This is a genomic window from Seonamhaeicola marinus (assembly GCF_008085455.1).
On sequence record NZ_VSDQ01000718.1, the window covers coordinates 563,757 to 587,743 of the forward strand.

General features: G+C 31.9%; 23 protein-coding genes. 14 read left to right on the plus strand and 9 right to left on the minus strand.

Annotation, left to right across the window (positions count from 1 at the left end; all coding sequences use genetic code 11):
• Nucleotides 1–52: 52 nt before the first annotated feature.
• Entirely contained in the window at nucleotides 53–1,171 is a 1,119-nt protein-coding gene (locus FUA24_RS19985) for a GTP cyclohydrolase (RefSeq protein ID WP_148544818.1), read from the minus strand.
• A gap of 36 nt (nucleotides 1,172–1,207) precedes the next feature.
• The gene (locus tag FUA24_RS19990; protein WP_148544819.1) at nucleotides 1,208–2,245 is read right to left on the minus strand and encodes a transporter; all 1,038 of its coding nucleotides are present in this window, start codon (nucleotides 2,243–2,245) and stop codon (nucleotides 1,208–1,210) included.
• A gap of 159 nt (nucleotides 2,246–2,404) precedes the next feature.
• Between FUA24_RS19990 and FUA24_RS19995 the strand changes: the two genes are divergently transcribed.
• From FUA24_RS19995 to FUA24_RS20010, 4 genes are read left to right on the plus strand one after another with little or no spacing between them, the layout of a single operon-like run.
• Nucleotides 2,405–2,686, plus strand: a complete 282-nt coding sequence (locus FUA24_RS19995; protein ID WP_148544820.1) for a DUF4834 family protein — start codon at nucleotides 2,405–2,407, stop codon at nucleotides 2,684–2,686.
• 30 nt (nucleotides 2,687–2,716) lie between these two features.
• Nucleotides 2,717–5,140 (plus strand): YfhO family protein, encoded by a 2,424-nt coding sequence (locus FUA24_RS20000; RefSeq protein ID WP_148544821.1) that lies wholly within the window; start codon nucleotides 2,717–2,719, stop codon nucleotides 5,138–5,140.
• On the plus strand, nucleotides 5,133–6,410 hold the full coding sequence (locus FUA24_RS20005) for a glycosyltransferase family 4 protein (protein WP_246147118.1): 1,278 nt from the start codon (nucleotides 5,133–5,135) through the stop codon (nucleotides 6,408–6,410). The genes FUA24_RS20000 and FUA24_RS20005 overlap by 8 nt, the downstream gene beginning before the upstream one ends.
• Complete coding sequence (locus tag FUA24_RS20010; protein WP_148544823.1) at nucleotides 6,411–7,874, plus strand: lipopolysaccharide biosynthesis protein; 1,464 nt, start codon at nucleotides 6,411–6,413, stop codon at nucleotides 7,872–7,874. It begins immediately after the preceding gene.
• A gap of 71 nt (nucleotides 7,875–7,945) precedes the next feature.
• Here FUA24_RS20010 and FUA24_RS20015 read toward each other — a convergent pair whose 3' ends face one another.
• On the minus strand, nucleotides 7,946–9,169 hold the full coding sequence (locus tag FUA24_RS20015; RefSeq protein WP_148544824.1) for a hypothetical protein: 1,224 nt from the start codon (nucleotides 9,167–9,169) through the stop codon (nucleotides 7,946–7,948).
• Between the two features lie 251 nt (nucleotides 9,170–9,420).
• On the opposite strand from FUA24_RS20015, the gene FUA24_RS20020 reads away from it, so the two are divergent.
• Together FUA24_RS20020 and FUA24_RS20025 are read left to right on the plus strand one after the other, a co-directional pair.
• Nucleotides 9,421–10,242, plus strand: coding sequence for a T9SS type A sorting domain-containing protein (locus FUA24_RS20020; protein ID WP_148544825.1), 822 nt, complete (start codon nucleotides 9,421–9,423; stop codon nucleotides 10,240–10,242).
• A gap of 258 nt (nucleotides 10,243–10,500) precedes the next feature.
• Entirely contained in the window at nucleotides 10,501–11,193 is a 693-nt protein-coding gene (locus FUA24_RS20025) for a T9SS type A sorting domain-containing protein (RefSeq protein ID WP_148544826.1), read from the plus strand.
• Between the two features lie 55 nt (nucleotides 11,194–11,248).
• On the opposite strand, the gene FUA24_RS20030 is transcribed toward FUA24_RS20025, so the two are convergent.
• The gene (locus tag FUA24_RS20030; protein ID WP_148544827.1) at nucleotides 11,249–11,872 is read right to left on the minus strand and encodes a hypothetical protein; all 624 of its coding nucleotides are present in this window, start codon (nucleotides 11,870–11,872) and stop codon (nucleotides 11,249–11,251) included.
• A 166-nt stretch (nucleotides 11,873–12,038) separates the two neighbouring features.
• Between FUA24_RS20030 and FUA24_RS20035 the strand changes: the two genes are divergently transcribed.
• On the plus strand, nucleotides 12,039–13,118 hold the full coding sequence (locus FUA24_RS20035; protein ID WP_148544828.1) for a DUF3667 domain-containing protein: 1,080 nt from the start codon (nucleotides 12,039–12,041) through the stop codon (nucleotides 13,116–13,118).
• 81 nt (nucleotides 13,119–13,199) lie between these two features.
• A complete protein-coding gene (locus tag FUA24_RS20040; RefSeq protein WP_148544829.1) occupies nucleotides 13,200–13,778 on the plus strand; it encodes an outer membrane beta-barrel protein in 579 nt (192 codons plus the stop codon).
• 60 nt (nucleotides 13,779–13,838) lie between these two features.
• On the opposite strand, the gene uvrA is transcribed toward FUA24_RS20040, so the two are convergent.
• Nucleotides 13,839–16,622, minus strand: coding sequence for an excinuclease ABC subunit UvrA (uvrA, locus tag FUA24_RS20045; RefSeq protein ID WP_148544830.1), 2,784 nt, complete (start codon nucleotides 16,620–16,622; stop codon nucleotides 13,839–13,841).
• Nucleotides 16,623–16,862: 240 nt separating this feature from the next.
• Here uvrA and FUA24_RS20050 point away from each other — a divergent pair, with 240 nt between their 5' ends.
• Together FUA24_RS20050 and FUA24_RS25280 are read left to right on the plus strand one after the other, a co-directional pair.
• A complete protein-coding gene (locus FUA24_RS20050) occupies nucleotides 16,863–17,447 on the plus strand; it encodes an RNA polymerase sigma factor (RefSeq protein ID WP_148544831.1) in 585 nt (194 codons plus the stop codon).
• 58 nt (nucleotides 17,448–17,505) lie between these two features.
• A complete protein-coding gene (locus tag FUA24_RS25280) occupies nucleotides 17,506–17,649 on the plus strand; it encodes a hypothetical protein (protein WP_187388335.1) in 144 nt (47 codons plus the stop codon).
• Nucleotides 17,650–17,667: 18 nt separating this feature from the next.
• Here the strand turns inward: FUA24_RS25280 and FUA24_RS20055 are convergent, their stop codons facing one another.
• Nucleotides 17,668–18,327 carry an endonuclease III domain-containing protein gene (locus FUA24_RS20055; protein WP_148544832.1) on the minus strand — a complete coding sequence of 220 codons (660 nt, stop codon included), beginning with the start codon at nucleotides 18,325–18,327 and terminating at the stop codon, nucleotides 17,668–17,670.
• Nucleotides 18,328–18,381: 54 nt separating this feature from the next.
• Here FUA24_RS20055 and bcp point away from each other — a divergent pair, with 54 nt between their 5' ends.
• Complete coding sequence (bcp, locus tag FUA24_RS20060) at nucleotides 18,382–18,834, plus strand: thioredoxin-dependent thiol peroxidase (RefSeq protein ID WP_148544833.1); 453 nt, start codon at nucleotides 18,382–18,384, stop codon at nucleotides 18,832–18,834.
• Nucleotides 18,835–18,869: 35 nt separating this feature from the next.
• Here bcp and FUA24_RS20065 read toward each other — a convergent pair whose 3' ends face one another.
• Entirely contained in the window at nucleotides 18,870–20,348 is a 1,479-nt protein-coding gene (locus FUA24_RS20065) for a TonB-dependent receptor (protein ID WP_148544834.1), read from the minus strand.
• 93 nt (nucleotides 20,349–20,441) lie between these two features.
• Between FUA24_RS20065 and FUA24_RS20070 the strand changes: the two genes are divergently transcribed.
• Together FUA24_RS20070 and FUA24_RS20075 are read left to right on the plus strand one after the other, a co-directional pair.
• Nucleotides 20,442–21,203 carry an MBL fold metallo-hydrolase gene (locus tag FUA24_RS20070; RefSeq protein WP_148544835.1) on the plus strand — a complete coding sequence of 254 codons (762 nt, stop codon included), beginning with the start codon at nucleotides 20,442–20,444 and terminating at the stop codon, nucleotides 21,201–21,203.
• Nucleotides 21,204–21,209: 6 nt separating this feature from the next.
• A complete protein-coding gene (locus FUA24_RS20075) occupies nucleotides 21,210–21,710 on the plus strand; it encodes a hydrolase (RefSeq protein ID WP_148544836.1) in 501 nt (166 codons plus the stop codon).
• Here the strand turns inward: FUA24_RS20075 and FUA24_RS20080 are convergent.
• Together FUA24_RS20080 and FUA24_RS20085 are read right to left on the minus strand one after the other, a co-directional pair.
• Entirely contained in the window at nucleotides 21,707–22,078 is a 372-nt protein-coding gene (locus tag FUA24_RS20080) for a DNA topoisomerase IV (RefSeq protein WP_148544837.1), read from the minus strand. The two genes, FUA24_RS20075 and FUA24_RS20080, sit on opposite strands and share 4 nt — an antisense overlap.
• Before the next feature lie 37 nt (nucleotides 22,079–22,115).
• Nucleotides 22,116–22,520 carry a helix-turn-helix domain-containing protein gene (locus FUA24_RS20085; RefSeq protein WP_148544838.1) on the minus strand — a complete coding sequence of 135 codons (405 nt, stop codon included), beginning with the start codon at nucleotides 22,518–22,520 and terminating at the stop codon, nucleotides 22,116–22,118.
• A 293-nt stretch (nucleotides 22,521–22,813) separates the two neighbouring features.
• On the opposite strand from FUA24_RS20085, the gene FUA24_RS20090 reads away from it, so the two are divergent.
• Nucleotides 22,814–23,959: a M14 family zinc carboxypeptidase gene (locus FUA24_RS20090; protein ID WP_148544839.1), complete on the plus strand. Its 1,146-nt coding sequence runs from the start codon at nucleotides 22,814–22,816 to the stop codon at nucleotides 23,957–23,959.
• The last annotated feature ends 28 nt before the right edge of the window (nucleotides 23,960–23,987 follow it).

The following is a 23,987-nucleotide window of genomic DNA, read 5'->3' on the forward strand; positions in this document are numbered from 1 at the left end:
TTTAAATAACATATTATATAAAAAAAAGTCCGATTCAAAATCGGACTTTTTTTTATAAATTCTTTCTCAATGTTTTTCTTCTCCTGTAAACTTCTGGCTTGAAATGCTTCCATATTTGTTGAATGGCAATATTATCATCCAGTTCGGGTGTTCTATAACAAGTCTCAATCCCTTTTGCTTTAAAGACTTTATAATACTCATTGAAAATTACAGCATGCACGCCTTTATTTTGATAATCTGGATGAATACCAATTAAATAGAAAATTACGTCTTTACTCTGTTTTTTTGCTTTTAATAGGTGCGTAAAACCAAAAGGAAACAACTTGCCATTAGCTTTTTTTAATGCCTGGGCAAAGGACGGCATTACTATAGCAAAACCAATAAGTTCTTTATCCTTATCTAGCACAAAGTTTATATATTCTGGATTTACAAAGCTTATAAATTTCTTTTTAAAGTACTCCTTTTGAATATCTGTAATTTCAACAAAAGAAGCTAAAGCGGCATAGGTCTTATTAAACAAATCAAACATTTTATCTACATAGGGCATTACTTCCTCTGTTTTGGTAAATGTTAGCGCTTCTATTTGATAGCGTCTTTTAATTAGGGCTTGCGCCTTAATAAATGATTCTGGATTTACATTGCTAAAGTCAAATCTACTCTCCGCATAACCTTTTTCAATGGTGTAACCGGCAGCTTCGTAGTGTTTAATATAATATGGGTGATTATACCAGGTAACCATGGTGGTTATGCATTCAAACCCTTCAGTTATTACGCCTACTTTATCTAAGTTAGAAAACCCTACTGGCCCTTCTGTAAACTTCAAGTTATGAGATTTTCCAATCTCTTCGACTTTATTTAATAAAGCTTGAGATACATCTAAATCATCAATAAAATCAAACCAGCCAAATCGCATTTTTTGCTGTTCCTGATCTTTAACTTCAAGCCAATTAATTATGGCAGCAACCCTTCCTACCAGTTCATTGTTTTTATATGCTAGGAATAATTTGGCTTCAGCATCTTTAAAAACAGGGTTTTCATTAGTGTCAAATGTCTTTAATTCTTCACTAATTATAGGAGGTGTCCAGTATTTCGAATTTTTATAAAGTTTAAATGGAAATTTAACAAAAGCTTTTAGGTCTTTTTTGTTGCTAACTTCTTTAATTGTAATCATATTCAGTTAACGTCTTATTGTGGTTGGTTAGTTATATTAATCGAAATCAACGTCTTTCTTTTTTCGTTTTTTCACTTTATTCTCCTCATCAACATCTTTATCTTTTTTCTTTTTCTTGGTCTTTTTCTTTCGTTCCCTTCGTTTACCTTCTTCATCGGCTGTAACTCCATTTTCTTTAAGATCTGCTGCATCTTTTGGAATGACATCTTTATGAAAATCTAATCTATAAGACGCTCCAATACCAGCATTAAAGACTCCTGGAGTATCTTTAGTGTTAAAAGTAACAGACGCGTCTAGCTGGAAATCTTTGCCAAAAAGTCTAGCACCACCTACTCTAAACAAGTTATCGGCGTAAAAATCACTTTTTATACCTTGAGCCTCTCCAAAAACAACCCATTTAGGATTGAAAGAGTGTGTTAATGTTAATACGTATTGAAAATCCGATTGATCGGTACCAATTCTGTCTTTAATCAAGTTCATTACAAATACCCAACCACCAGCAAAGTTATGCTGTGTTGCTACCATTATTTTGGGACTAAAGCCTTCTATTCCAGGAGCTGTGTATGGGTTGTTTTTTGTGTCATAATTCCCTCCTAGATAAACAGAAACGGCAGGGATTAAATGACGCCATTTAAAGCTATGGTTAGCCTTCCAGCTATAAAGATTAGGTTTATTTGCTTCTTCATTTTTATAAGGATCAAAGACTAAATATTTAGCACCAATAGTTAGGTATCTAAAATTTGATCGAGAGTCTTCCGCATTTGCGTTAAAAGTATATGTCTTTTTGTCGTTCTGAAAAGCACCTTCTAAATTGAGTTCTAATTGCTCAAATAAGAAGCCGTATCTAACGGCAAAATCTGCTCCAATCCCAGAAACTTCAAAAGCCGTAGCAGGAGTTCTCTTTTCTTTTACGTAATAGGGGCCAATTTCAAACTGAACAACATTCTTTCCAACCGAAAAAGCACTTCTTGATACTCCTGGTCTATTAGAATTAATCACATCTGTATATTGACAAAATGCAGTAGTAGTAATAAAACAAATAATAAATGTAAGGGTAGATTTGAAAGGCTTCATATTTAAGCTTTTATGTTGTAAGAGCATAAAAAATAGTTTCACACATTGCTTTTATATGTGTTAACGTGCATTCAAATATAGATATTTTATACTTTTTTTATCATTTTTAGATGTTTTTTAAGTTTTCAGAATTGTATTTTTGTATTTAAAAGAACATTTATGCATCAGTTTGCTTCTGTTACGGGTTTAATTAATATGATTCTTATCATTTTACTCATCTATTTTGGAGTAAAGATATTGGCTCGTTTGTTTTCACCCTTTCTGGCACGATTTGTAATTAAAAAAGCAGAACAACGTTTTGGTCAACAATTTGGTCAGCATCAAAACAGACAACAACAAAAATCTCGAAAAGAAGGAGAAGTCACTATAGATAAGATGCCAAATAGAAAGGCTTCAAATAAAGATGTAGGAGATTATGTAGATTTCGAAGAAATTGATTAATTTCACATTCACCTATTTTAAAGTACTTTCATGCAATTTTCATTCAAAAAGATTTTACCTCATGTATTGGTTTTACTGGGGTTTATAATAATTTCTGTTGCTTACTTTAGTCCGGTTCTACAGGGAAAGGCTATTTTTCAAAATGACATCAAACAATACATCGGGATGTCAAAACAGCAAAAAGACTTTAAAAAACAAACCGGTGAAGAAACCTATTGGACCAATAGTGCTTTTGGCGGAATGCCAACTTATCAATTAGGGGCTAAATATCCTCACAATTACATTAAGAAATTAGATTTAGCTCTTAGATTTTTACCTAGACCAGCGGATTATCTTTTTCTGTATCTTTTAAGTTTTTATGTTTTGTTACTGGTTCTAAAAGTAGATTTTCGTTTGGCTGCAGTGGGAGCTTTAGCTTTTGGTTTTTCTACTTATTTAATAATAATTTTAGGCGTAGGTCATAATAGTAAAGCGCATGCGATTGCCTATATGCCGCTAGTTTTAAGTGGTATTATCTTAACTTTTCAAAGAAAGTATGTCCTGGGGTTTTTACTAACTACAGTAGCTATGGGCTTAGAGATAGTGTCTAATCATTTTCAGATGACCTATTATTTGTTGTTATTAGTTCTTGTTTTAGGGGTAGTTTATTTCATAGATGCTTTTAAAAAACAGGTCTTGCCTCACTACTTTAAATCTGTTGGTATTTTAATTTTGGCCGTAGCACTTTCCATTGGGCTTAATGCGACTGGTTTTATGGCAACACAAGAGTATGTTAAGGAAAGTACAAGAGGTAAGAGCGAATTAACAATTAATGCAGATGGTTCTCCAAAAGAACCTACTTCTGGACTTGATAGAGATTATATTACTCAGTTTAGTTATGGTATTTTAGAAACGTTTAATCTTTACATACCTCGATTTATGGGAGGGGGTAATTTTGAACATGTTGGTAAAGATTCTGCGATTTATAAAAAATTCCGCTCAGAAGAAGCGCCTACATATTGGGGGCAGCAGCCTATAGTTGAAGCACCAGCATATGTTGGAGCTGTTATATTGTTTTTGTTTGTATTAGGCGTGTTTTTGGTAAAAGGTAGGCTTAAATATTGGCTTGTTGGCGGAACTGTTATGTCATTGCTACTCTCTTATGGTAAGAATTTAGGTTTTTTAACGGACTTTTTCATAGATTATGTACCGCTATATAATAAGTTTAGAGCTGTAAGTTCAATACAAGTTATTTTGGAACTTTGTATTCCTGTTTTAGGAATTTTTGCCTTGGTTAGATTACTTAATGATTTTGAGAAGAAAGAGGAAAAACTAAAAGCTTTAAAATATGCCACCGCTATTTCTGGAGGCTTGGCAGTATTGTTTTTGTTAATTAAAAGTCAGTTTAGTTTTTCTGGAGTAAATGATGGGTATTATATTCAGAGTTATGGCCAAGATTTTGTAGATGCTGTAAAGGAAGATAGAAAATCTATGTTTACTGCGGATACATTAAGAACCTTGGTATTGGTATTATTGTCAGCAGGGGCTATTTATATGTTTTTAAAAGGAAAACTAAAGGAAAAATGGGTGATTGTTGTGTTTGGAGCTCTTATTCTATTTGATTTAGTTGGCGTTGATAGGCGTTATGTAAACAATGATGATTTTGTCACTGCAATTAAGGTGAATAAGCCCTTTAAGGCTAATGAAGCCGATAAACAGATACTAACAGATAAGAGTCACTTTAGGGTTTTTGACATAACAAATGAAGGGCTGCAAAATAGAACTAAGGCGTCTTATTTTCACAATTCTTTAAATGGTTATAATGCTGCAGAATTAAAGCGATATAGAGAAGTTTTTGACTTTTACATAGCTAAAAATAATTTAAGCGTATTAAATATGCTTAATACCAAATACATAATAGTTGATGGGGAAAATGGAGCAGCGCCTTTAATCAATGAAGAAGCAAATGGCAATGCTTGGTTTGTTGAAAAGTTAGAAAGGTTAGAGTCAGCTAATGATGAAATATTAGCTCTAGATAGTTTAGATACGAAGAAAAAGGCTGTTTATACTTTCAATAAAGGAAATGGTTTAATTTTTAAGAAAACCCCGGAAGCTTCATTAAGAACATATAAAATTGATTCTTTGGCTTCAATTACGTTAAAAGAAGTACAACCTAATTATTTAAAATACGAATCGGATAGTGCCAATGATGGATTTGCTGTCTTTTCTGAAATATACTATGGGAATGGTTGGAAAACTTTTGTAGATGGAGAACAATCATCCCACATGAGAGTTAATTATACGCTGCGAGGAATGGAAATCCCAAAGGGTAAACATACAATCGAGTTTAAATTTGATCCTGATGTTGTAAAAACTGGAAGCAGTATATCCTTAGGAAGCTCAATATTGCTTGTATTGCTTGTTTTTGGGGGATTATTCTTTGAGTTTAAGAAAAACAAAGCCCAAGGTGCGTAAAAAGGCGCTCATAATAACTTATTATTGGCCTCCAGCTGGAGGTCCAGGCGTTCAACGTTGGTTAAAGTTTGTAAAGTATTTACCTAAATTTAATGTTGAACCTATAGTTTTTATTCCAGAAAATCCAAATTACGCTCTAATTGATGAAAGTTTAAATGAAGAGATTTCAAAAGATATAACCATTTTAAAACTTCCGATTAAGGAACCTTATAAATTGGCTAGATTCTTTTCTAAAAAGAATTCCAATACCATTAGTAAAGGGATTATTTCTGACCATAAAAACCAGAGTGCTGTGGAAAAAATTATGCTCTATGTAAGAGGTAATTTTTTTATACCAGATGCTAGGAAAAATTGGGTAAAACCTTCGGTTAGATTTCTTACTGAATATATAAAAAAGGAACAAATTGAGACTGTAATCACCACAGGTCCACCGCATAGTCTACATTTAATTGGTTTACAACTTAAAGAAAAATTACAAGTAAAATGGATTGCAGATTTTAGGGATCCATGGACTACTATTGGTTATCATAAGAAATTAAAGCTTATGAAACGAGCAAAAAACAAGCATTTGTTTCTAGAAAAAACTGTTTTAAACAAAGCCGATCAGGTTATTGTTACTAGTTCTGTGACTAAAGATGAGTTTTCTAGACTAACTGCTCAGCCGATTGAAGTTATTACCAACGGGTATGATTATGAGAATGTTACTGTAAACTCTCTAGATTCGAAATTCTCTATAGCCCACATTGGGTCATTATTATCTAAACGTAATCCAGAGGTTTTATGGAAAGTGTTACGTGAACTAATTAATAAAGTAGATGGATTTAAAGAAGATTTACAGTTAAATTTCGTTGGAGCTGTAAGTAATGAAGTTATCCAATTTATTAGAAATTACAATTTAAGTGATTATGTAAATAAATTAGGGTATGTGTCTCATATAGAATCTATTAAGTTTCAAAAAAAATCTCAAGTTCTATTATTGGTAGAAATAGATTCTGAAGAAACTAGATGTATTATTCCTGGAAAATTATTTGAATATATGGTTTCTGGGAGACCCATTTTGGCTATTGGACCAAAAGGTTCAGATGTGGAGCAAATTCTAAAAGATACTAATACTGGTAGTTATTCCTATTATGATAGCTATGAACAGATAACACGTATCATTTTAAATCACTATGAGGCTTATAAAAATAAATCACTTCAATCTTATCCCATAGGATTGCAAAAGTATAGTAGGGAAAAGCTAACCGAATCATTATCTAAATTAATATAAATGGGTATTGTAGCAACGCAATCATTAAAAAATATGATATCCACCTATATCGGATTTTTGGTAGGGGCGATAAATACGTTGTTTCTTTACACTGAATTCATGACGGATGAGTATTATGGCCTTGTGGGTTATATGTTATCAGCTGCCTATGTAATGATGCCTTTAATGTCCTTTGGTATTCACAATACACTTATAAAATTTTATTCCTCCTTTAAAACAAGAGACGGAATTAATAGTTTTCTAACGTTAATGGTCTTATTACCACTAGTTGTTATAATTCCTTTAGGATTTATTGGATTAATAGCTCAAGAGTCCATTCAGGCGTTTTTATCTTCTGAAAACACCTTGATTTCTGGTTACATATGGCATACGTTCTTAATTGCTACGGCGCTAGCATATTTTGAGGTCTTTTTTGCCTTGGCTAAAGTTCATATGAAAACGGTTTTCGGCAACCTAATGAAAGAAGTTTTTCATAGGGTAGGAGCCACATTGCTTTTGGTATTGTTGTATTTTAAAATTCTGAATATAGAGCAGTTTCTAAATGGTTTGGCTTTAGTATATGTATTGAGGATGCTTATGATGATGACCTATTCTTTTAGTATTAAGCTTCCTGTTTTTAACATGAAACGTATTCCTAACTTATCAAATATTTTAAAATATTCGTCCCTCATTGTGATTGCAGGTCTTGTAACATCGAATTTATTGGATATTGATAAAGTGATGCTTGGTAAGCTTTTGGCTAATTTAGATAATATAGCATATTACAATGTTGGGGTTTTTATTGCAACCGTAATAGCTGTTCCGCAAAGATCAATGCATCAAATATTAATGCCAATAACGGCGAAGTTTTTAAACACTGGTGATAAGGAGGCCTTAAAAGATTTATATATTAAAAGTTCGCTTAACCTTTTTATTGTTAGCGGATTAATTTTTCTATTAATAATTTTAAATATTAATGAGCTTTATAGCCTAATTGACAAAGAATATAGTGTAGGGCTCTATGTGGTATTATTGATTAGTGTAGCAAAGCTTTACGATGGCATTCTCGGTAGCAATAATGCTATATTATTTAATAGTGATTATTATCGGTTTGTATTAGTTTCGGGTGTATTAGTTGTTATTATCATGCTTTTGCTAAATATTTTATTAATACCTACCTATGGAATTAACGGGGCTGCCTTTGCAACCTTAATCGCTATTTTTCTTTATGATACAGTGAAGTTGTATTTTGTTTGGAAATATTTTAAACTATGGCCTTTTACGAAGAAGAGTTTAAAGATAGCAGGGGTGGTTATAGTGTGGTCAATTTCCTTTTATTTTTGGGATTTCTCATTTCATCCATTAGTTAATATAGCCTTGAAATCTATGTTGGTTTGTGTGAGTTTTGTTCTTTTTATTTACAAATTAAACTTGTCAGATGATATTTCGGTATTATTAAGCAGGGTTTTAAGAAAGTTATTTTAAAGGGAAAACCCTGTGAATTTGCTTTGAGGCAAACTTGTCACAGGGATTTCCAACTAACCAACCAAAAAAGTTTACAATCTTCTTCTTGAAGTAGATCTTGTATTTTTACTAGTGCTGTTTCTGTTTTGAGTAGCTCTAGAATTATTCGTTTTTGTAGATCTAGAAACAGATCTTTGTGTGCTAGACTTTCTTTGCGTATTATTAGGTCTAGAACTATATTTTTGAGTAGATCTTGATGATCTATTTATTGTCTGAGGTGTTCTTTTTTTATAGTTATTACTATTATAATTACGAGAATTATTGTTATTTGGTTTCTTCACAGTGTTAGAACTGTAATTTCTATCTCTTCTTACTGTTGTAGATCTGCTATTTGAATTATTTGCAGGTCTTTGACTTCTGTAAGATCTTTCTGTTGAACTTTTTGTTCTGTTAACAGTGTTGTTACCTCTATTTGAAGCGTTGCTTCTTCTTATAGCCTCATTATTGCTTCTAGATGATCTATTTACACTATTTCTATTATAAGACACATTATTTCTGGAACGTGAAACTTTAGCTAAATCTCTTCTAGGAGTAACGTTTCTGTTAATTCTTGTTACGTTTCTTGAGCTTCTATTTACAGTTGCATAATTTCTACTTCGTGTAATGGTATTACCTCTCCTGCTAGCAACCGAAGTTACAGGTCTGTAATTGTTATAGAAAGGTCTTGAGTAAACGTATCTTACTGGATTATAATATCTTCTGTAAGGTCTGTTGTATACCACACAGTAGTTTACTGGAGGGATAACATAATATCTGTGCCAAGGCCTGTAAACATAAGCTCTGTTAAATACATTAATAAACCCAGAGCAATGAGAAAATACGTTAAATCTATTATAATGCACATATAGCCCTCCAACTCTTGATACACGTCCAAAGTTGTTGTAATGTATATTTACATTTCCAACTTGAGAAACTCTACCATAATAATCATAATAAATAGGTGTGTTTTCAATTTGTATAATAGCTCCATACTCGTCATATTGTACGTAAGCATTATAGTTGTATCCTGAGTTAAAACTAACATTAACATTAGGAGATCCTATTGAAACGTTTAATCGCGCATTGCCTCTTAATAGGTTAAAATCGAATTGACCATCAGGGAAAATAGAAAATTCAATACCATTTTCTACAAAAATGAAAGAATTGCCATAACCTCCAAAATATGTAGAAGTAATCGTGTTATTTTTATTTGTTTCCGCATTAACAGTAAACCCAGTTAGGATTATCGCTGTTATCATAAATATTAATTTCTTCATAATTGTAAAGTTTAAATGTGATTACAATTTGATATTTACAAACAGCGTGCCAAAAAAACAAATAGTCTTTAAGGAGGTGTAAAATTAAGCGTGTATATAATTTGTAGAGTTTTTATATAATATTTTTTCAAATGTGAAATTAGTTTAATAAGTGAACATTTGTTTTGTGATTTTGAACAAAACAACAACGTGTAACGCATTAATTTATTGAAATTTGAAGGAATAACTAATTAAACTAAAACATTTTACACATGAAAAAAATTACTCTATTAACGGTTTTTGCGTTTACTTATATTATGGGTAACGCCCAATTAAGTATTACCTTTGAAGAAGGTGCAGCAGTTTTAAGCGAGCAAACTGCTGGTCCAACCACTGATGTAACGGAATACACTTATTTTTCGGATCAAGATACGGGAGGAGAAACCTTAACAACAACTGTTCAGGCAATTCCGGGAGGAACAACGGGAAATTCCTCAACTCGCGCAATGCGGATTGAAAACGCTGCCAATACAGCTAATTGGCACATTCCTCTAGTTCATATTTTGGGTACAGCTTTAGTGGATACAAATGGTAATTTTATAACATTAAAAATTTTACCTGCCTCAACTGGGGCAACAACCTTTAGACTTGGTTTAAAGGTAGGAGGAAATGATACAGTAAATTATGATGTAGCTTACAACCCTACAAGTACGACAGAATGGATTACTGTTGGTGTAGATATTACTGGTTTTGCCGCTGGTGTTACAAGACTTGAGTTTGGATTTGAGTTTGGAACAAGAGGGAGCGATATGGGAGAAGTTACTTGGATTGATGATGTAATGCAAGTTAGTTCCCTATCAACAAGTGATAATGTTATATTGGCGCAGCCTATAGATTTTTATCCTAACCCAACCAATGGCATTATAAACATATTTAAACCAAGCCGTTTTGAAAGAATCCAAATATATGATTTGCTAGGAAAAGAGGTGAAAAGTTTTAAATCTCAAGATAATTTAGATGTTTCAGATTTAGTTTCGGGAGTATATGTGATAAAAACCAATACAGGCTTAGGCAAAAAGATTGTTAAGGAATAGTTTGGCTAAAACATCACCTTAATGGTGAATATGTAGGGATTAGTGATTTAATTAAATGATAAAACTAAAAGGCACCAATAATGGTGCCTTTGCCTTTGTTGAAAGTTCTATGATTTAGCAATTATTTTTAAGTTTCATATTTAAAACAGGTTTCTTAATTGAACATATGTTCTCTTGTTTTGAACAAATAAACAATAGGTATGAGTTTGATTTGTAGAATTTTGGGGTATTAACTAATTAATCCAAAAATTATTACAAATGAAAAAAATTACATTATTACTAGCTCTATGTTTTAGCGCCTATGTTTCTGGGCAAGCAAATCCAGATACAGCGGGTTCAATTCCAAGTCAATTAGAGGACGGTTCAACATATGGCTTTACTTTCACTTATGATGTAACAGGGCATACTTCAGCTGATGTTACTGGGTGTAACTTGTTTTTTCAAGTTTATGATACTTCGACGGGAAATGCGGTAGCTCCTGCAATTCAGTTTGGCGCAGGATGGGAATTAACTAATTACAAAAATACAATAGATGCCAATGGAGTTACCGGAACTCATACTTGGAGTACAGCATTAGGGATGAATATTAATCCAGCAAATGCTTCAAGGCCTGCTTCTTCTGAATTACCTTCTGGCCAAGCTTATCGCGTGCGAGTTAATACAAATGTTGGTGGAACGTGGTATACCAGTGCATGGGAAGATGTGGAACTATTTGCTACAGGTACACTATCTGCAAATAAGTTTAATAAAAGTAAATTAAATGCTTTTTATAACTCAGAAAAAAATGCATTGATAATGAAAGAAGAATTTAAAGGAGATTTTTCTATTTATAATTTATTGGGACAAACAGCTTTAAGCGGAAAGCTGTCTAATGAAATTAGTGTAGAAAATTTAAAAAGAGGAATCTATATCCTTTCAACAGAATATGGAAGTTTAAAATTTGTTAAATAACAATTTAGACTAATCTGGTTTTTAGCAAAAAAGACGCCTTTTAGGCGTCTTTTTTTTATCTATTTCTGTAATAGTGATATGTATCTTCATCATCGTAAATATCATCACCATCTTCCCAATTATTATTGCAGGTGTTGTTGTTTCTTCTGAAATTTCTATTATCCCAATTTACAACACCATTAGTGTTAATAATTTCTCCCCATTTATTATAGTCAACAAACAAACCTCCAACTTGATTTAATCTTCCGTAACCTCTGTTATAGCTCATGTATACATTTCCTATGCGTTTAATTTTTCCGTACCTATCGTAGTTTAAAAATACGTTGCCAATACGTCTAATTTTTCCATCTCTGTCATGAGAAATAGAAATGCCTCTATCACCATATCTATTGTATCTCCCATTTCTATTTGGAGCTCCAAAAGTTGTATTTACAGTTCTTCTTTTAGAATGAAACCTGTAATAGTTATTGCTTTCATTAAAATGGGTGTTAAAGTCAAAACTTCCATCGGGAAAAACATAAAACTCTATACCACGTTCTAAAAAGGTTATAGGCTGTGCATTTCTATAGTTTCTAACTTTATTTATACGTTTTTTCTTTTTGTCATGGTGAAACTCTGATGCTGATGCAGTTGTTAATCCCATTAACATACCAATTAATAATAGTACTAATCTTTTCATAATATCTAATTTTAAGATTATGCCTACTCTTTAGCGTTTCGGCTTTCGCTGTTGTGTTTAGGTTTTCAATTTGCGTGCCAAAAACATAATTAATTGTATATCAATAATTTGAGTTTTGTGTTTTTAAAAACCTTTTTTATAATTTTATGAAAACCATTTTAATCAAATGCAAAACCCGCAACAAGTCTGTAAAAATTGTGAAAAATTATTCGATAAAGATTTTAGGTTTTGCCCGCACTGTGGACAACAGGCAAGAGAAAAACTTACGGTTGGAGTTCTTTTTTATAATACTATAAGTAATTATTTTTCCTTTGATGCTAGGTTTTTTAAAAGCTTTTTGCCTTTAATGCTTAAACCTGGTTATTTGGCCAAGAAATTCATTGAGGGTAAGCGCTTGTTATATTTACATCCAGCGCAATTATATTTATTTGTCTCAGTTGTGTTTTTCTTTCTAATGTCTACAATGGTCGTTAGAGATAACGTTCAGAATATAGATAAAGCGCTTAAGAACGCTAAAATAAAACCTTTAATTATTAATGATACTTTAAAAGCGGAAGCCGAAAAAGTAATTGATTCAATTAAATTTGATAGTGTTTTAAAGCCTATTATAGACCAGAGAATCCCTGGTTTAAACGACCAACATATTCAGGCTATTGATTCCTTAATAAAAAATAGAGCTAAAGAAGATTCTAATGCTCAGTTAGATTTTGGGTATAACACAAAAATTATAGATTCCTTGGTAGCTATTGAAGCTCCAGAAGATGAAATTTATAAAGCAATGGGCATGAGCGAAGATGCCAGTGCATTAACGAGAAAGTTTTATGCTCAAACTTTAAAATTTCAAAAACATAGAAATGGAGGGCAAATATTTCAGGCAGTTTACGATACCATACCGATTTCTTTATTCATTCTTTTACCCATTTTTGCATTAATATTAAAATTATTTTACCGCAAAAGGGGAACCTATGCACATCATTTGGTGTTTAGCTTTTATTACTTTTCGTTTTTATTTACTGTTTTTAGTTTAATCTTAATAGTTGATTATTTTATTGATCTTCCTGGGGCTTTAGAGTTTTTGATTGTTCTATCTACATTTATTTATTTGTTTATTGCTATTAAAAAGTTCTATGGACGTAGTTGGATTACAAGTTTTATTAAAACTAGTGTTATAACTTTTCTATATCTAAGTTTTGTTGTTCCGATAGCACTTATTATTCTTTTTATTGTAGGCTTTTTGTTTTATTAGTTGCTTGTTTTGATTTGTAACTAATTGATTTTTAGTTAATTATTTTGTATTTTTAAAATTATAACCAACAAATTTTAAATTATGAAAAAAATTAACGTATTCATTGCGCTTGGCTTTGTTTTGCTCTTAACCTCTTGTGGCGGAGCTAGAGCTGGGTATTTTGGTGGCTGTGAAAGCTACAGTTATTCAATAAGTGAAAGTGCTTTGGCGGGAAAGACGGTAGTTGCTTCCAAGACATCAAATGCATCAAATGCTAGTGTTTTAAATGAATTTTCCAATAACACTTCCAAGTCAGGTTTTTTTATTGGGTACTATTTTACAGATATTGAATTAGGTAGCAAGCTCGAGTTGCAACCTGAGATTAATTTTGTATCTGTTAAAGACTTAGAGCAAATTCAAGTACCTATTTTAGCTAAGTATGAGGTTATTGATAAAATAAATGTTTTAGCAGGACCAAATATTGGATATTTAATAGATGCACCTACAGGAGTAAAATCTATTAACTTTAGTGGAGATGTTGGTGCTGCTTACGAACTCACAGAAAACCTTAATGTTAACGCTAGGTATAATTTTGGTATTTCTAATCTTTTAGATAATCCTGGTGGTAATGCAACATCAAGACTAAGTGGTTTTCAAGTAGGATTAGGGTATCAGTTTTAATTATATATTAAATTTAAAAAGGAAGGTGGCAAATCTTCCTTTTTTTTGAATATAAATTTATTATTTTAATTTATCTGCTAGAAAAGCCGCGGTTATTGAATTTTTATTTGCCAAAATCTCTTCAGGAGTCCCATTTGCTACAATGTTACCGCCATTTTCACCTCCTTCTGGTCCTAGGTCAATTATGTAATCTGCACATTTTATAAGTTCAATATTATGCTCAACAACAATAATTGAGTGCCCATTTTCAATTAAAGAATTAAATGATTTTAATAATTTTTGAATATCATGAAAATGCAGACCGGTAGTCGGTTCATCAAATATAAAAAGTGCTTTTTCCTTTTTGTTTCCTTTGCCTAGAAATGTAGCTAGTTTAATTCGTTGAGCTTCACCACCAGAAAGGGTAGAGGAGCTTTGTCCTAATGTAACATAGCCTAATCCAACATCCTGCAGGGGTTGGAGTTTGTCTTTTATTTTGGTTTGTTTTGTTGAATCAAAAAATTCAATAGCATCATCAATGGTAAGGTTAAGAATGTCATCAATATTTTTTCCTTCAAAAGTAACTTCTAATATTTCTTTTTTAAAGCGTTTTCCTTTGCAGGTTTCACACTCTAAATGTACATCCGCCATAAACTGCATTTCAATAGTTACAACACCTTCGCCTTTACAGGTTTCACATCTTCCTCCATCTACGTTAAACGAAAAATGTTTAGGCTGATAGTTTCTTATTTTGCTTAGTTTTTGTTTTGAAAATAGTGCACGAATATCGTCATAGGCCTTTATGTAAGTTACGGGGTTCGATCTGGATGATCTCCCAATAGGGTTTTGGTCTACAAATTCAATAGCTTTTATATTAGAATAATTACCATTTAAAGAAGAAAATTGCCCCGGTCTATCACTGAAATCTGTTAGTTGTTTTTGAAGCGCAGGAAACAGGATCTTTTTTACTAAAGTACTCTTTCCGCTTCCTGAAACACCTGTTACTACCGTTAACATACCTAAAGGAAAGCTTACATCTATATTTTTTAAGTTATTTTCTCTAGCCCCAATTACATCAACATGATATTTTGATACTCTTCTTTTTTTAGGAATTTCAATCTTGAGATTTTCATTAAGATATTGAGCGGTTAAAGAAGAAGAGTTCATAATGTTTTCAAATGGGCCTTCTGCAACAACATTACCGCCAAAAGTTCCAGCTTCTGGTCCAATATCTATAATCGTATCTGCGGCTTTCATGATATCTTCATCATGTTCCACTACAATGACCGTATTACCAAGGTTTCTTAATGATTTTAAAACCGAAATGAGTTTCTCAGTATCTTTTGGGTGAAGGCCTATACTTGGTTCATCTAAAATATACATTGAGCCTACTAAACTGCTTCCTAGGGAAGTAGCTAAATTTATCCTCTGACTTTCTCCACCTGATAACGTGTTAGATTTGCGATTTAAAGTAAGATAATCTAGCCCTACATTTGATAAAAAAGATAATCTATTGTTAATTTCTTTAAGTAGTCTTTCGGCAATTTGATTATCATAATCATTTAATTCTAATTGCTTAAAAAAATTAGATAGTTCGCTTAAAGGCATTTCTACAAGATCGGTAATTGTTGCTCCTCCAACTTTTACATAGTTGGCCTCTTTTCTTAAGCGTTTTCCATTGCAAGCTTTACATTTAGTTTTTCCGCGGTAACGGGAAAGCATTACTCTATTCTGAATTTTATAAGCTTTAGATTCTAATTCTGCGAAAAAGGAATTTAGGCCTTCAAAGTGTTGATTACCATCCCAAATGAGTTGTTTTTGTTCTGGTGATAATTCAAAATAAGGTTTGTGGATAGGGAAATTAAATTTATGCGAATTATTCACTAGTTGATCTTTGTACCAACTCATGCTTTCACCTCTCCATGGGAAAATAGCATTTTCATAAACAGATAATCCCGTATTAGGTATGACCAAATCTTCGTCAATTCCAATAATATCACCATACCCTTCACATTTTGGGCATGCACCGTAAGGGTTGTTAAAACTAAACAGATGTACATTTGGTTCTAAGAAGGTTATGCCGTCAAGTTCAAATTTATTAGAAAACACTCGTATTTTATGATCTTCAAGAGATTCAATGGCACATTCGCCTTTTCCTTCGTAAAAAGCGGTTTGAATAGCATCTGCTAATCTGTTGTAAAAGTCTTCTTCAGTTTTAACTATTACACGGTCTACCACTAGTAATATGTTATCTTTAGATGAAGGGGAAGCTTCATCAATCCTAATCACTTCATTGTTAACCTTTATTCTGGCATACCCTTGTTGACTCAGGGCTTTAAGTTTATTTTCAATAGACCTACCTTCTTCTAAATGAATTGGAGCCAGTAATAGTAGTTTCGCTCTTTCTTCAAAAAATTTAGTATAATTTAAGACATCAGTAACCGTTTCTTTTTTAACCAATTCACCTGAAATAGGAGAGTAGGTTTTGCCAATTCTGGCAAACAACAACTTTAGGTAATCATAAATTTCAGTAGTTGTGCCAACTGTAGATCTCGGATTTGTAGAGTTTACCTTTTGCTCAATAGCAATGGCAGGAGCGATACCTTTTATATAATCTACTTTTGGTTTATTTAATCTACCTAAGAATTGGCGAGCATAACTGGATAAACTTTCAACATAACGTCTTTGGCCTTCTGCATAAAGTGTATCAAAGGCTAAGCTTGATTTTCCGGAACCGGAAAGACCAGTTATTACCACTAATTTATTTCTTGGAATAACAACATCAATATTTTTAAGATTATGCAGTTTAGCCCCTTTTATTATAATATTTTCTTTAGGGTTTACTTGAGAAATGTTAGTGCTCATAGGTGTTTTCAAGGAATAATCTAACAAAGATACTACAAGTATTTTAACTTAGAAAGTATCGGTGAATGGTAATTAAATATGAAAAAAAAGTGCTAATTTTTGTTTTTTAGGAATGATTGTTGTTATATTTGAGACATCAATCAATCTTAAAATCAACTTTCGCCTATAGCAAAAAATTACTTTTAAATAGTTAACCCCAAGCAAAGAAGCCCTCATCTTCTTGCATTAAAAGTAATGATTATGCAAAACGAATTAATTTCAGATGCTAACCTTGTTAGCAATTACATTAAAGGAGACGAATGTGCTTTAGAAGTACTTATTTACAGGCACAAACAAAAAATTTACAGCTTTATTTATTCTAAAGTTTTTGATAAAGATTTAGCTGAAGATATTTTTCAGGACACTTTCATAAAGGTAATTAGAACTCTTAAACAAGGATCTTATAATGAGGAAGGTAAGTTTTTACCTTGGGTTATGCGTATTGCTCATAACTTGGTAATTGATTTCTTTAGGAAAAGTAATAGAATGCCAAAATTTGATAATGCTGGTGAATTTAGTATTTTTTCTGTATTAAGTGATTCTTCTTTAAACGCTGAGAAAGCTATTATTAAAGAACAGGTTGAAAGTGATGTAAGGCGTTTAGTTGAAGAGCTACCAAATGATCAAAAGGAGGTGCTTTTAATGCGTATGTATAATGACATGAGTTTCAAAGAAATATCAGAAAGAACAGGGGTTAGTATTAATACGGCATTGGGTAGAATGCGTTACGCATTAATTAATTTGCGTAAGATTATTGAGAAGCATAATATAGTTTTAACAAACTAATACAATAAGTTAAACTTTGTTGCGTTATTAGTTTTAGATAAATTCTTAAATTGATAACATGGCAAAACTTTACACTGAGAAAAATTTTACTGAAAATGAACTACAACCGAAGGAAGAAACGGTTAAATTTCTTCTAGATTATTCTAAGGCTTTAAGTGTTATAAATAGTAATAAGCAGAAGTTTGAAATACTTCAGAATTAGATTAAAAAGTCCTGTAAATCAGGACTTTTTTGATTTATAATAGTCTTGAATTACAGATTTTCTACCTATTGTTTTAGTAATTATATCTTTGTCTAAATTCCATCCTCTAGCAGGAGAATATTCACGACCGTACCATATAATTTGTAAGTGTAAATCATTCCAAAGTTCTTTTGGAAATAATCTTTTGGCATCTTTCTCCGTTTGCGTTACATTTTTGCCACTACTAAGATTCCATCTATACATTAATCTGTGAATGTGTGTGTCTACAGGGAATGCCGGAATGCCGAAAGCCTGAGACATTACCACACTTGCTGTTTTATGGCCAACAGCAGGTAATGCTTCTAAAGCTTCAAAGCTTTGTGGAACCTCACCGTTGTGTTCATCTATAAGTATTTGAGATAAACCATGTATACCTTTACTTTTCATTGGAGATAAACCTACAGGTTTTATAATTTCTCTAATGTCATCTACGGTAAGTTTTACCATGTCATAGGGGTTATCGGCTTGCTCAAACAATAAAGGCGTAATTTGATTAACTCTTACATCCGTACTTTGAGCAGACATTAATACGGCTATTAATAAGGTGTAAGGATCTTTATGGTCTAAAGGAATAGGTATTTCGGGGTAAAGCTCATATAATTTGTTGATTACAAAATTTACGCTTTCTTGTTTGGTCATTAGATTGTATTTTTGTGAAACGAAGTTAAAAAAAAATTAAACAAAAAATTGATTATGACTACATTAAAAATAGGAGATAAGGCACCAAGTTTTACGTCCAAGGATCAAGATGGAAACCTAGTTTCTTTAGAGGATTATAAAGGGAAAAAATTAGTTTTATTTTTCTATCCCAAAGCTAGTACACCTGGCTGCACGGTTGAAGCATGTAACCTAAGAGATAATTATGATAGATTTAAATCTTTGGGATATGAAATACTAGGAGTAAGCGCGGATAGTGCAAAAAGACAAACAAATTTTAAGAATAAATACGAGTTTCAGTACCCTTTATTGGCTGATGAAGATAAAGAGGTGATTAACGCTTATGGAGTTTGGGGACCTAAAAAGTTTATGGGTCGTGAATTTGATGGTATTCATAGAACTACTTTTGTTATTGATGAAAATGGACTTATTGAAGACGTGATTGCAAAAGTAAAAACAAAGATTCATACAGATCAGATATTGAAATAAAAAAAAAGACCCTTCCAAAGGAAGGGCTTTTTAATTTACTTTTTAATTGCTCTCCTTTTAATGGCAAGAGGTTTTAAAGGTTTTCTGGTATATCCAAATAAGCGATAATCTTTTATTAAGTCTGCAGTTCCTTCAGGAAGCATATCTTCCCAACCAGGCTCTCCTTTGTCAATCATATCTAAAGCCTTTCTAGAGAAAATATCCATGATACTTTCATCGTAATCTTTTATGTCTACAACCTTACCATTGTATTTAAAGAATTTGTACAACTCTTTCATTCGTGGATAGACCTTTAGATTTTCACTAGTAATTAATTCCCCAGTTTTGGCGTCGAACATAGGATACAAGTAAACTTTTAAGTCCTTGAAGAAAAGCTTTCCAAAGGCTTCTAAAATACCACCGCTTATATGTCGGTAATATTTTTCATCAAAAATATCAACAAGATTGCTAACGCCCATAGCTAATCCCATTCTAGCTTTAGTGTAATTAGAGAAATATTCAACTACTTTATAATATTCCTTAAAGTTTGATATCATTACAGAATGTCCCAAGGCACATAGTAAATCTGCTCTATCGATAAAGTCTTGCTCATCAATTTCGCCTTCGGCTCTTAAGTTTGATAGTGTAATTTCAAAAACAGTAACCGTATTTTCTGCCTCTACCTTCTTTTCATTTACAAACATTTCATATGACTTCTCATACATGGCCATATTTACCTTTGTTACTGGTCTAAAACTACCTCTTAGGGCAAGAATGTTCTTTTTGTAAAAAATTCTAGCAGGAAGGACGTTTGTTCCATCAGGGCCAAAAACAACCGCATCGGTCATGTCATTTTTTACGAGTTGCAAACTCATTAAACGATTGTCAACATTTTTGAACACAGGGCCAGAAAAATTAATTGTATCAATTTCAATTTGATCCTTATCTAAATGATCATATAAATAACGTAATAACTTTTTTGGTTGATGGTAATGATAAAAAGCACCGTAAACAAGATTAGTTCCAAGAGTTCCTAGTGTTTCTTGTTGTAACCTAGCATCAGTTTCTTTAAACCTAACATGTAAAATGATTTCATTGTAGTCTTGTCCGGCTTCAACTTGGTATTTAATTCCTACCCAGCCATGTCCTTTAAATTGTTTTGCAAAATCTATCGTGGCAACAGTATTGGCATAGGTAAAGAAAATCTTATCAGGGTTCTTATCACGTGTAATACGCTTTTCCATGAGATCCATCTCATGAGATAGCATTTTTCGCAATCTAGATTCTGTAACATAACGCCCATCATCTTCAACACCGTAAATAGCATCACTAAACGCCTTGTCATAAGCTGACATTGCTTTTGCAATAGTTCCAGAAGCGCCACCAGCTCTAAAAAAATGACGACAAGTTTCCTGACCCGCGCCAATTTCTGCAAATGTTCCGTAAATATTCTGATTTAAATTTATGCGAAGAGCTTTAGATTTTATGGAGGGAATATCATCAAACTCTCTATCTCCTTTTATGCTAATTTCCATATCAATTATAGGTTATGTACGTTACTTGCAAAGTTATTAAATATGTAAAGCAAACAAAAAAATAACGCTATTTTTGTGCAAAACACATTACAATTGAAAGTAACCTTTTTAGGTACAGGCACATCTCAAGGTATTCCTATAATTGGAAGCGATCATCCCGTTTGCTTAAGTAGTAACCCAAAAGACAAAAGATTGCGGGTTTCCATTTTAGTTGAATGGAATAGCTTGGCGCTTGTTGTAGATTGCGGCCCAGATTTTAGATATCAAATGCTTAGAGCGCGATGTACAAAAATCGACGGAATATTATTTACGCATGAGCATTCGGATCATGTTATGGGGTTTGATGATATAAGACCTTTTTATTTTAAGCAAGGTGATATACCGATATACGGACACAAACGCGTTATAAAATCTCTTAAGAAAAAGTTTGATTACGTTTTCGAAACAAAAAACAAGTACCCTGGAGCGCCATCGGTTGTAGTTAATAAAATTAAGAACCAACCGTTTAGCATAGGTAACAAAAAAGTAATTCCTATTAATGTGAAGCATGGAAAGCTACAAGTATTTGGTTTTAGATTTGATGATTTTGTGTATTTAACCGATGTAAAAACGGTTAAGACCAAGGAGTTTGAAAAGCTTAAGAATGTTAAGGTTTTAGTTGTTGACGCTTTAAGGATTAAGCCGCATTATTCTCATTTTAACCTGGAAGAGGCTTTGGAGTTTATAAAAATCGTAAACCCTGTAAAAGCTTATCTTACCCATATTAGTCACTTATTAGGGTTTCATGACGAGGTTGAAAAGCGCTTACCGGAGAATGTGTTTTTAGCATATGATGAATTACAAATAACTATTTAAATTATTATGAAGCAGAGAATTTTTATGTACCTGTTTGTTTTTTCGGTACTCTTAATATTATTTCAATACGTTAATTCTAAACGTATTTTTGAAGACCTTAATACTAAATTAGATAAGCGCGAATCAACAATTACCAAGCTAAAAGATTCTATAGAGGTATTAGAAAATGCGTATTTAGAAGTTTCTCATTTTAATTTAGATAGAAACGAAGATGCTATAAGTTATTTTGAAAAAGATGGATATAAAATTGATGAATTAATTCCTTTTATTAAAGATGAGCTCTATAAGTTAAATGAAATAAAAGGGGAGCATCCAATTGTACCATATGCATCTAGCGAAGGAAGAAAAATAATGATTAACACCGTAAAAATGTTAAATCATAAATGGATTATTGCTGATTTTTCAGATGGAGAATTTTGGGGAGAAATCTTTTTAACCTATGAAATAACAGAAGATAGACAACTAAAATTTAGTCTTTTAGAATCCTTTTTGTATCCCTTTGATTAATTTGCTTTAAAAGCTATCCCTTTTTGTTTTATAGTTTCTCCAACATAAGAATATTCAAAAGTATAAGAACTGTCAGTAGTAGTCAGTATTTTTAAATGTATATCTTTCTTCTCTGCCATGTTCTTGGGGTTTATAGTTTTGAATATTACTTCGCAATCATTAATCCAGCGTAGCTGAGATGAATCTGTTTTATTATCATAGGATTCTATCTGTAAATCTTCAGTTCTAGTAAAAGTAGATTTAAATACTTCTCCATTGATAGTAACTTTACTGTAGAACTTCCCAGTTTTAAAATTAGTACAGTTTCTTTCCGTATTGTAACAACTTACACATATCGTTAAGAAGGCTAAATATAATAGGTAACGCATAAAAAATGAATTTAAGGCAAAATTAAAAAGATAATATCTAATTCTGAAAATTTTTAAAACTGCCATCAGAGTAAAAAATAACTATTTGTTCAATACGCTTTCCTTTTGTTTGGATTTCGTTTTTCAATTCCTCAATAGGGGAATTTGGGTTTTCTGTTGCGGAATTTTTTTTCGCGGAAGTTACTTGAGGTGTTTCAAATTCAATTTTTTTCTGGCTTGGTGGAAAATTTCCTTTTCCATTAACGAGCCAATATAAATCTACATCTGGGTAGGAGGAAAGAATTTTAAGAATAAAGTCTAAACTTGGCTTATTTCTACCAGATAAAACATGAGAAATACTAGAGCGTTGAACATTAATTTTTTCAGCAAAAGACGATGCGGATTCACCATAATATTCTATCACTTTTTTAAGTCTTTGGGCAAATTTATTATTGTTTACCATTGTAAACTAAGTTTAGATAAAATTCCTTGTTACAAATGTAAACAATATTGTTGAGATATGAAAATACAGTATAATAAACTCTAAAAACACGTAAACTTTAAGTTTATATAAAAGCGTTTAATGTCTTGATTTTAAGTAATTTATTTAAATGAATCAGATTACATCTAGAAAAGTATAATTTTTGCAATAAATATCACGCTAGTTTTGTATACAATTGTAATCAATCTTAAGTAATTTGCTTGTTTACATTTGTAAAATTGTAAATGTTTACATTTGTATTCAAATTTTTTCACATGGAAATTGAACAATTAAAATCTCTATATTTAAAAAGCAAAGAAAATGCGCTTAATGGACGTTATATTACTAATAATAACATTAAACCTCTTTTAGATAATTTAACCTCTAAATTTGAGGTTGATGTAATAGGAAAGTCGGTTTTAAATAAACCTATTTATGGTGTTAAAGTTGGAACTGGAGAAAAGAGAATATTAATGTGGTCCCAAATGCACGGAAATGAATCAACGACTACAAAAGCGTTATTCGATCTTTTTAATGCTTTAAGTACTGAAAATGATTTGGATTATGTTTTAGAGGCTTGTACACTTTATTTTATTCCTATTCTTAATCCAGATGGCGCCGAGGCTTATACTCGTATTAATGCTAACGAAATAGACTTGAACCGGGATGCTCAAAATAGGTCTCAACCAGAAAGTAAAGTTCTTAGGGCTATTTATGAGTCTTTTAAACCACATTATTGCTATAATTTACATGGTCAACGAACCATTTTTAGTGCAGGAAAAGCTAACAAATCTGCTATAGTGTCATTTTTATCACCAGCACAAGATGAAAGCTGCACAATTACAGAGAACCGAAAGGTGTCCATGGAGATTATTGCTAAAATGAACGAAATGCTTCAGAATATTATTCCTGAGCAAGTTGGAGTTTATGATGATGCCTTTAATATTAATTGTGTTGGAGACACTTTCCAAACTGAAAATGTGCCAACTATACTATTTGAGGCCGGTCATTATCCTAATGATTATGATAGGGAGCAAACAAGAGCGTTAATTTTTATGTCTTATTTGACATCTTTGGATTATATATCACAAAACAATGTTGATGGTAAAAAGTTTAAAGGGTATGCTTTAATACCTGAAAATGAAAAACAATTTTTTGACATAATAATTAGAAACGTCTCAGGTTACGGTGAAGATGTGCTAGATATAGCTATTCAATTTAAGGAAGTGTTAACTGAAGGTAGTTTAAATTTTGTTCCAATTGTAGAGAAAATAGAAAAATTAAATGGTTTTTATGGTCATAAGGAGCTAGATGCTAATAGGGGTAAGGTGTTAGATGTGAATGGTGTAAAGTTATCTGAAGGTAACGAAAACGTTATCGTAATATTGAATAATGAAGAAATCGCATTAAACCTAAAATAAAACGTATTTATTATGCGTAATTATTAAT

Coding starts and splice junctions, on each gene's coding strand:
- FUA24_RS19985 (WP_148544818.1), bottom strand. CDS start 1,171: ATGATTACAATTAAAGAAGTTAGCAACAAAAAAGACCTAAAAGCTTTT.
- FUA24_RS19990 (WP_148544819.1), bottom strand. CDS start 2,245: ATGAAGCCTTTCAAATCTACCCTTACATTTATTATTTGTTTTATTACT.
- FUA24_RS19995 (WP_148544820.1), top strand. CDS start 2,405: ATGCATCAGTTTGCTTCTGTTACGGGTTTAATTAATATGATTCTTATC.
- FUA24_RS20000 (WP_148544821.1), top strand. CDS start 2,717: ATGCAATTTTCATTCAAAAAGATTTTACCTCATGTATTGGTTTTACTG.
- FUA24_RS20010 (WP_148544823.1), top strand. CDS start 6,411: ATGGGTATTGTAGCAACGCAATCATTAAAAAATATGATATCCACCTAT.
- FUA24_RS20015 (WP_148544824.1), bottom strand. CDS start 9,169: ATGAAGAAATTAATATTTATGATAACAGCGATAATCCTAACTGGGTTT.
- FUA24_RS20020 (WP_148544825.1), top strand. CDS start 9,421: ATGAAAAAAATTACTCTATTAACGGTTTTTGCGTTTACTTATATTATG.
- FUA24_RS20025 (WP_148544826.1), top strand. CDS start 10,501: ATGAAAAAAATTACATTATTACTAGCTCTATGTTTTAGCGCCTATGTT.
- FUA24_RS20030 (WP_148544827.1), bottom strand. CDS start 11,872: ATGAAAAGATTAGTACTATTATTAATTGGTATGTTAATGGGATTAACA.
- FUA24_RS20035 (WP_148544828.1), top strand. CDS start 12,039: ATGCAAAACCCGCAACAAGTCTGTAAAAATTGTGAAAAATTATTCGAT.
- FUA24_RS20040 (WP_148544829.1), top strand. CDS start 13,200: ATGAAAAAAATTAACGTATTCATTGCGCTTGGCTTTGTTTTGCTCTTA.
- uvrA (WP_148544830.1), bottom strand. CDS start 16,622: ATGAGCACTAACATTTCTCAAGTAAACCCTAAAGAAAATATTATAATA.
- FUA24_RS20050 (WP_148544831.1), top strand. CDS start 16,863: ATGCAAAACGAATTAATTTCAGATGCTAACCTTGTTAGCAATTACATT.
- FUA24_RS25280 (WP_187388335.1), top strand. CDS start 17,506: ATGGCAAAACTTTACACTGAGAAAAATTTTACTGAAAATGAACTACAA.
- FUA24_RS20055 (WP_148544832.1), bottom strand. CDS start 18,327: ATGACCAAACAAGAAAGCGTAAATTTTGTAATCAACAAATTATATGAG.
- bcp (WP_148544833.1), top strand. CDS start 18,382: ATGACTACATTAAAAATAGGAGATAAGGCACCAAGTTTTACGTCCAAG.
- FUA24_RS20065 (WP_148544834.1), bottom strand. CDS start 20,348: ATGGAAATTAGCATAAAAGGAGATAGAGAGTTTGATGATATTCCCTCC.
- FUA24_RS20075 (WP_148544836.1), top strand. CDS start 21,210: ATGAAGCAGAGAATTTTTATGTACCTGTTTGTTTTTTCGGTACTCTTA.
- FUA24_RS20080 (WP_148544837.1), bottom strand. CDS start 22,078: ATGCGTTACCTATTATATTTAGCCTTCTTAACGATATGTGTAAGTTGT.
- FUA24_RS20085 (WP_148544838.1), bottom strand. CDS start 22,520: ATGGTAAACAATAATAAATTTGCCCAAAGACTTAAAAAAGTGATAGAA.
- FUA24_RS20090 (WP_148544839.1), top strand. CDS start 22,814: ATGGAAATTGAACAATTAAAATCTCTATATTTAAAAAGCAAAGAAAAT.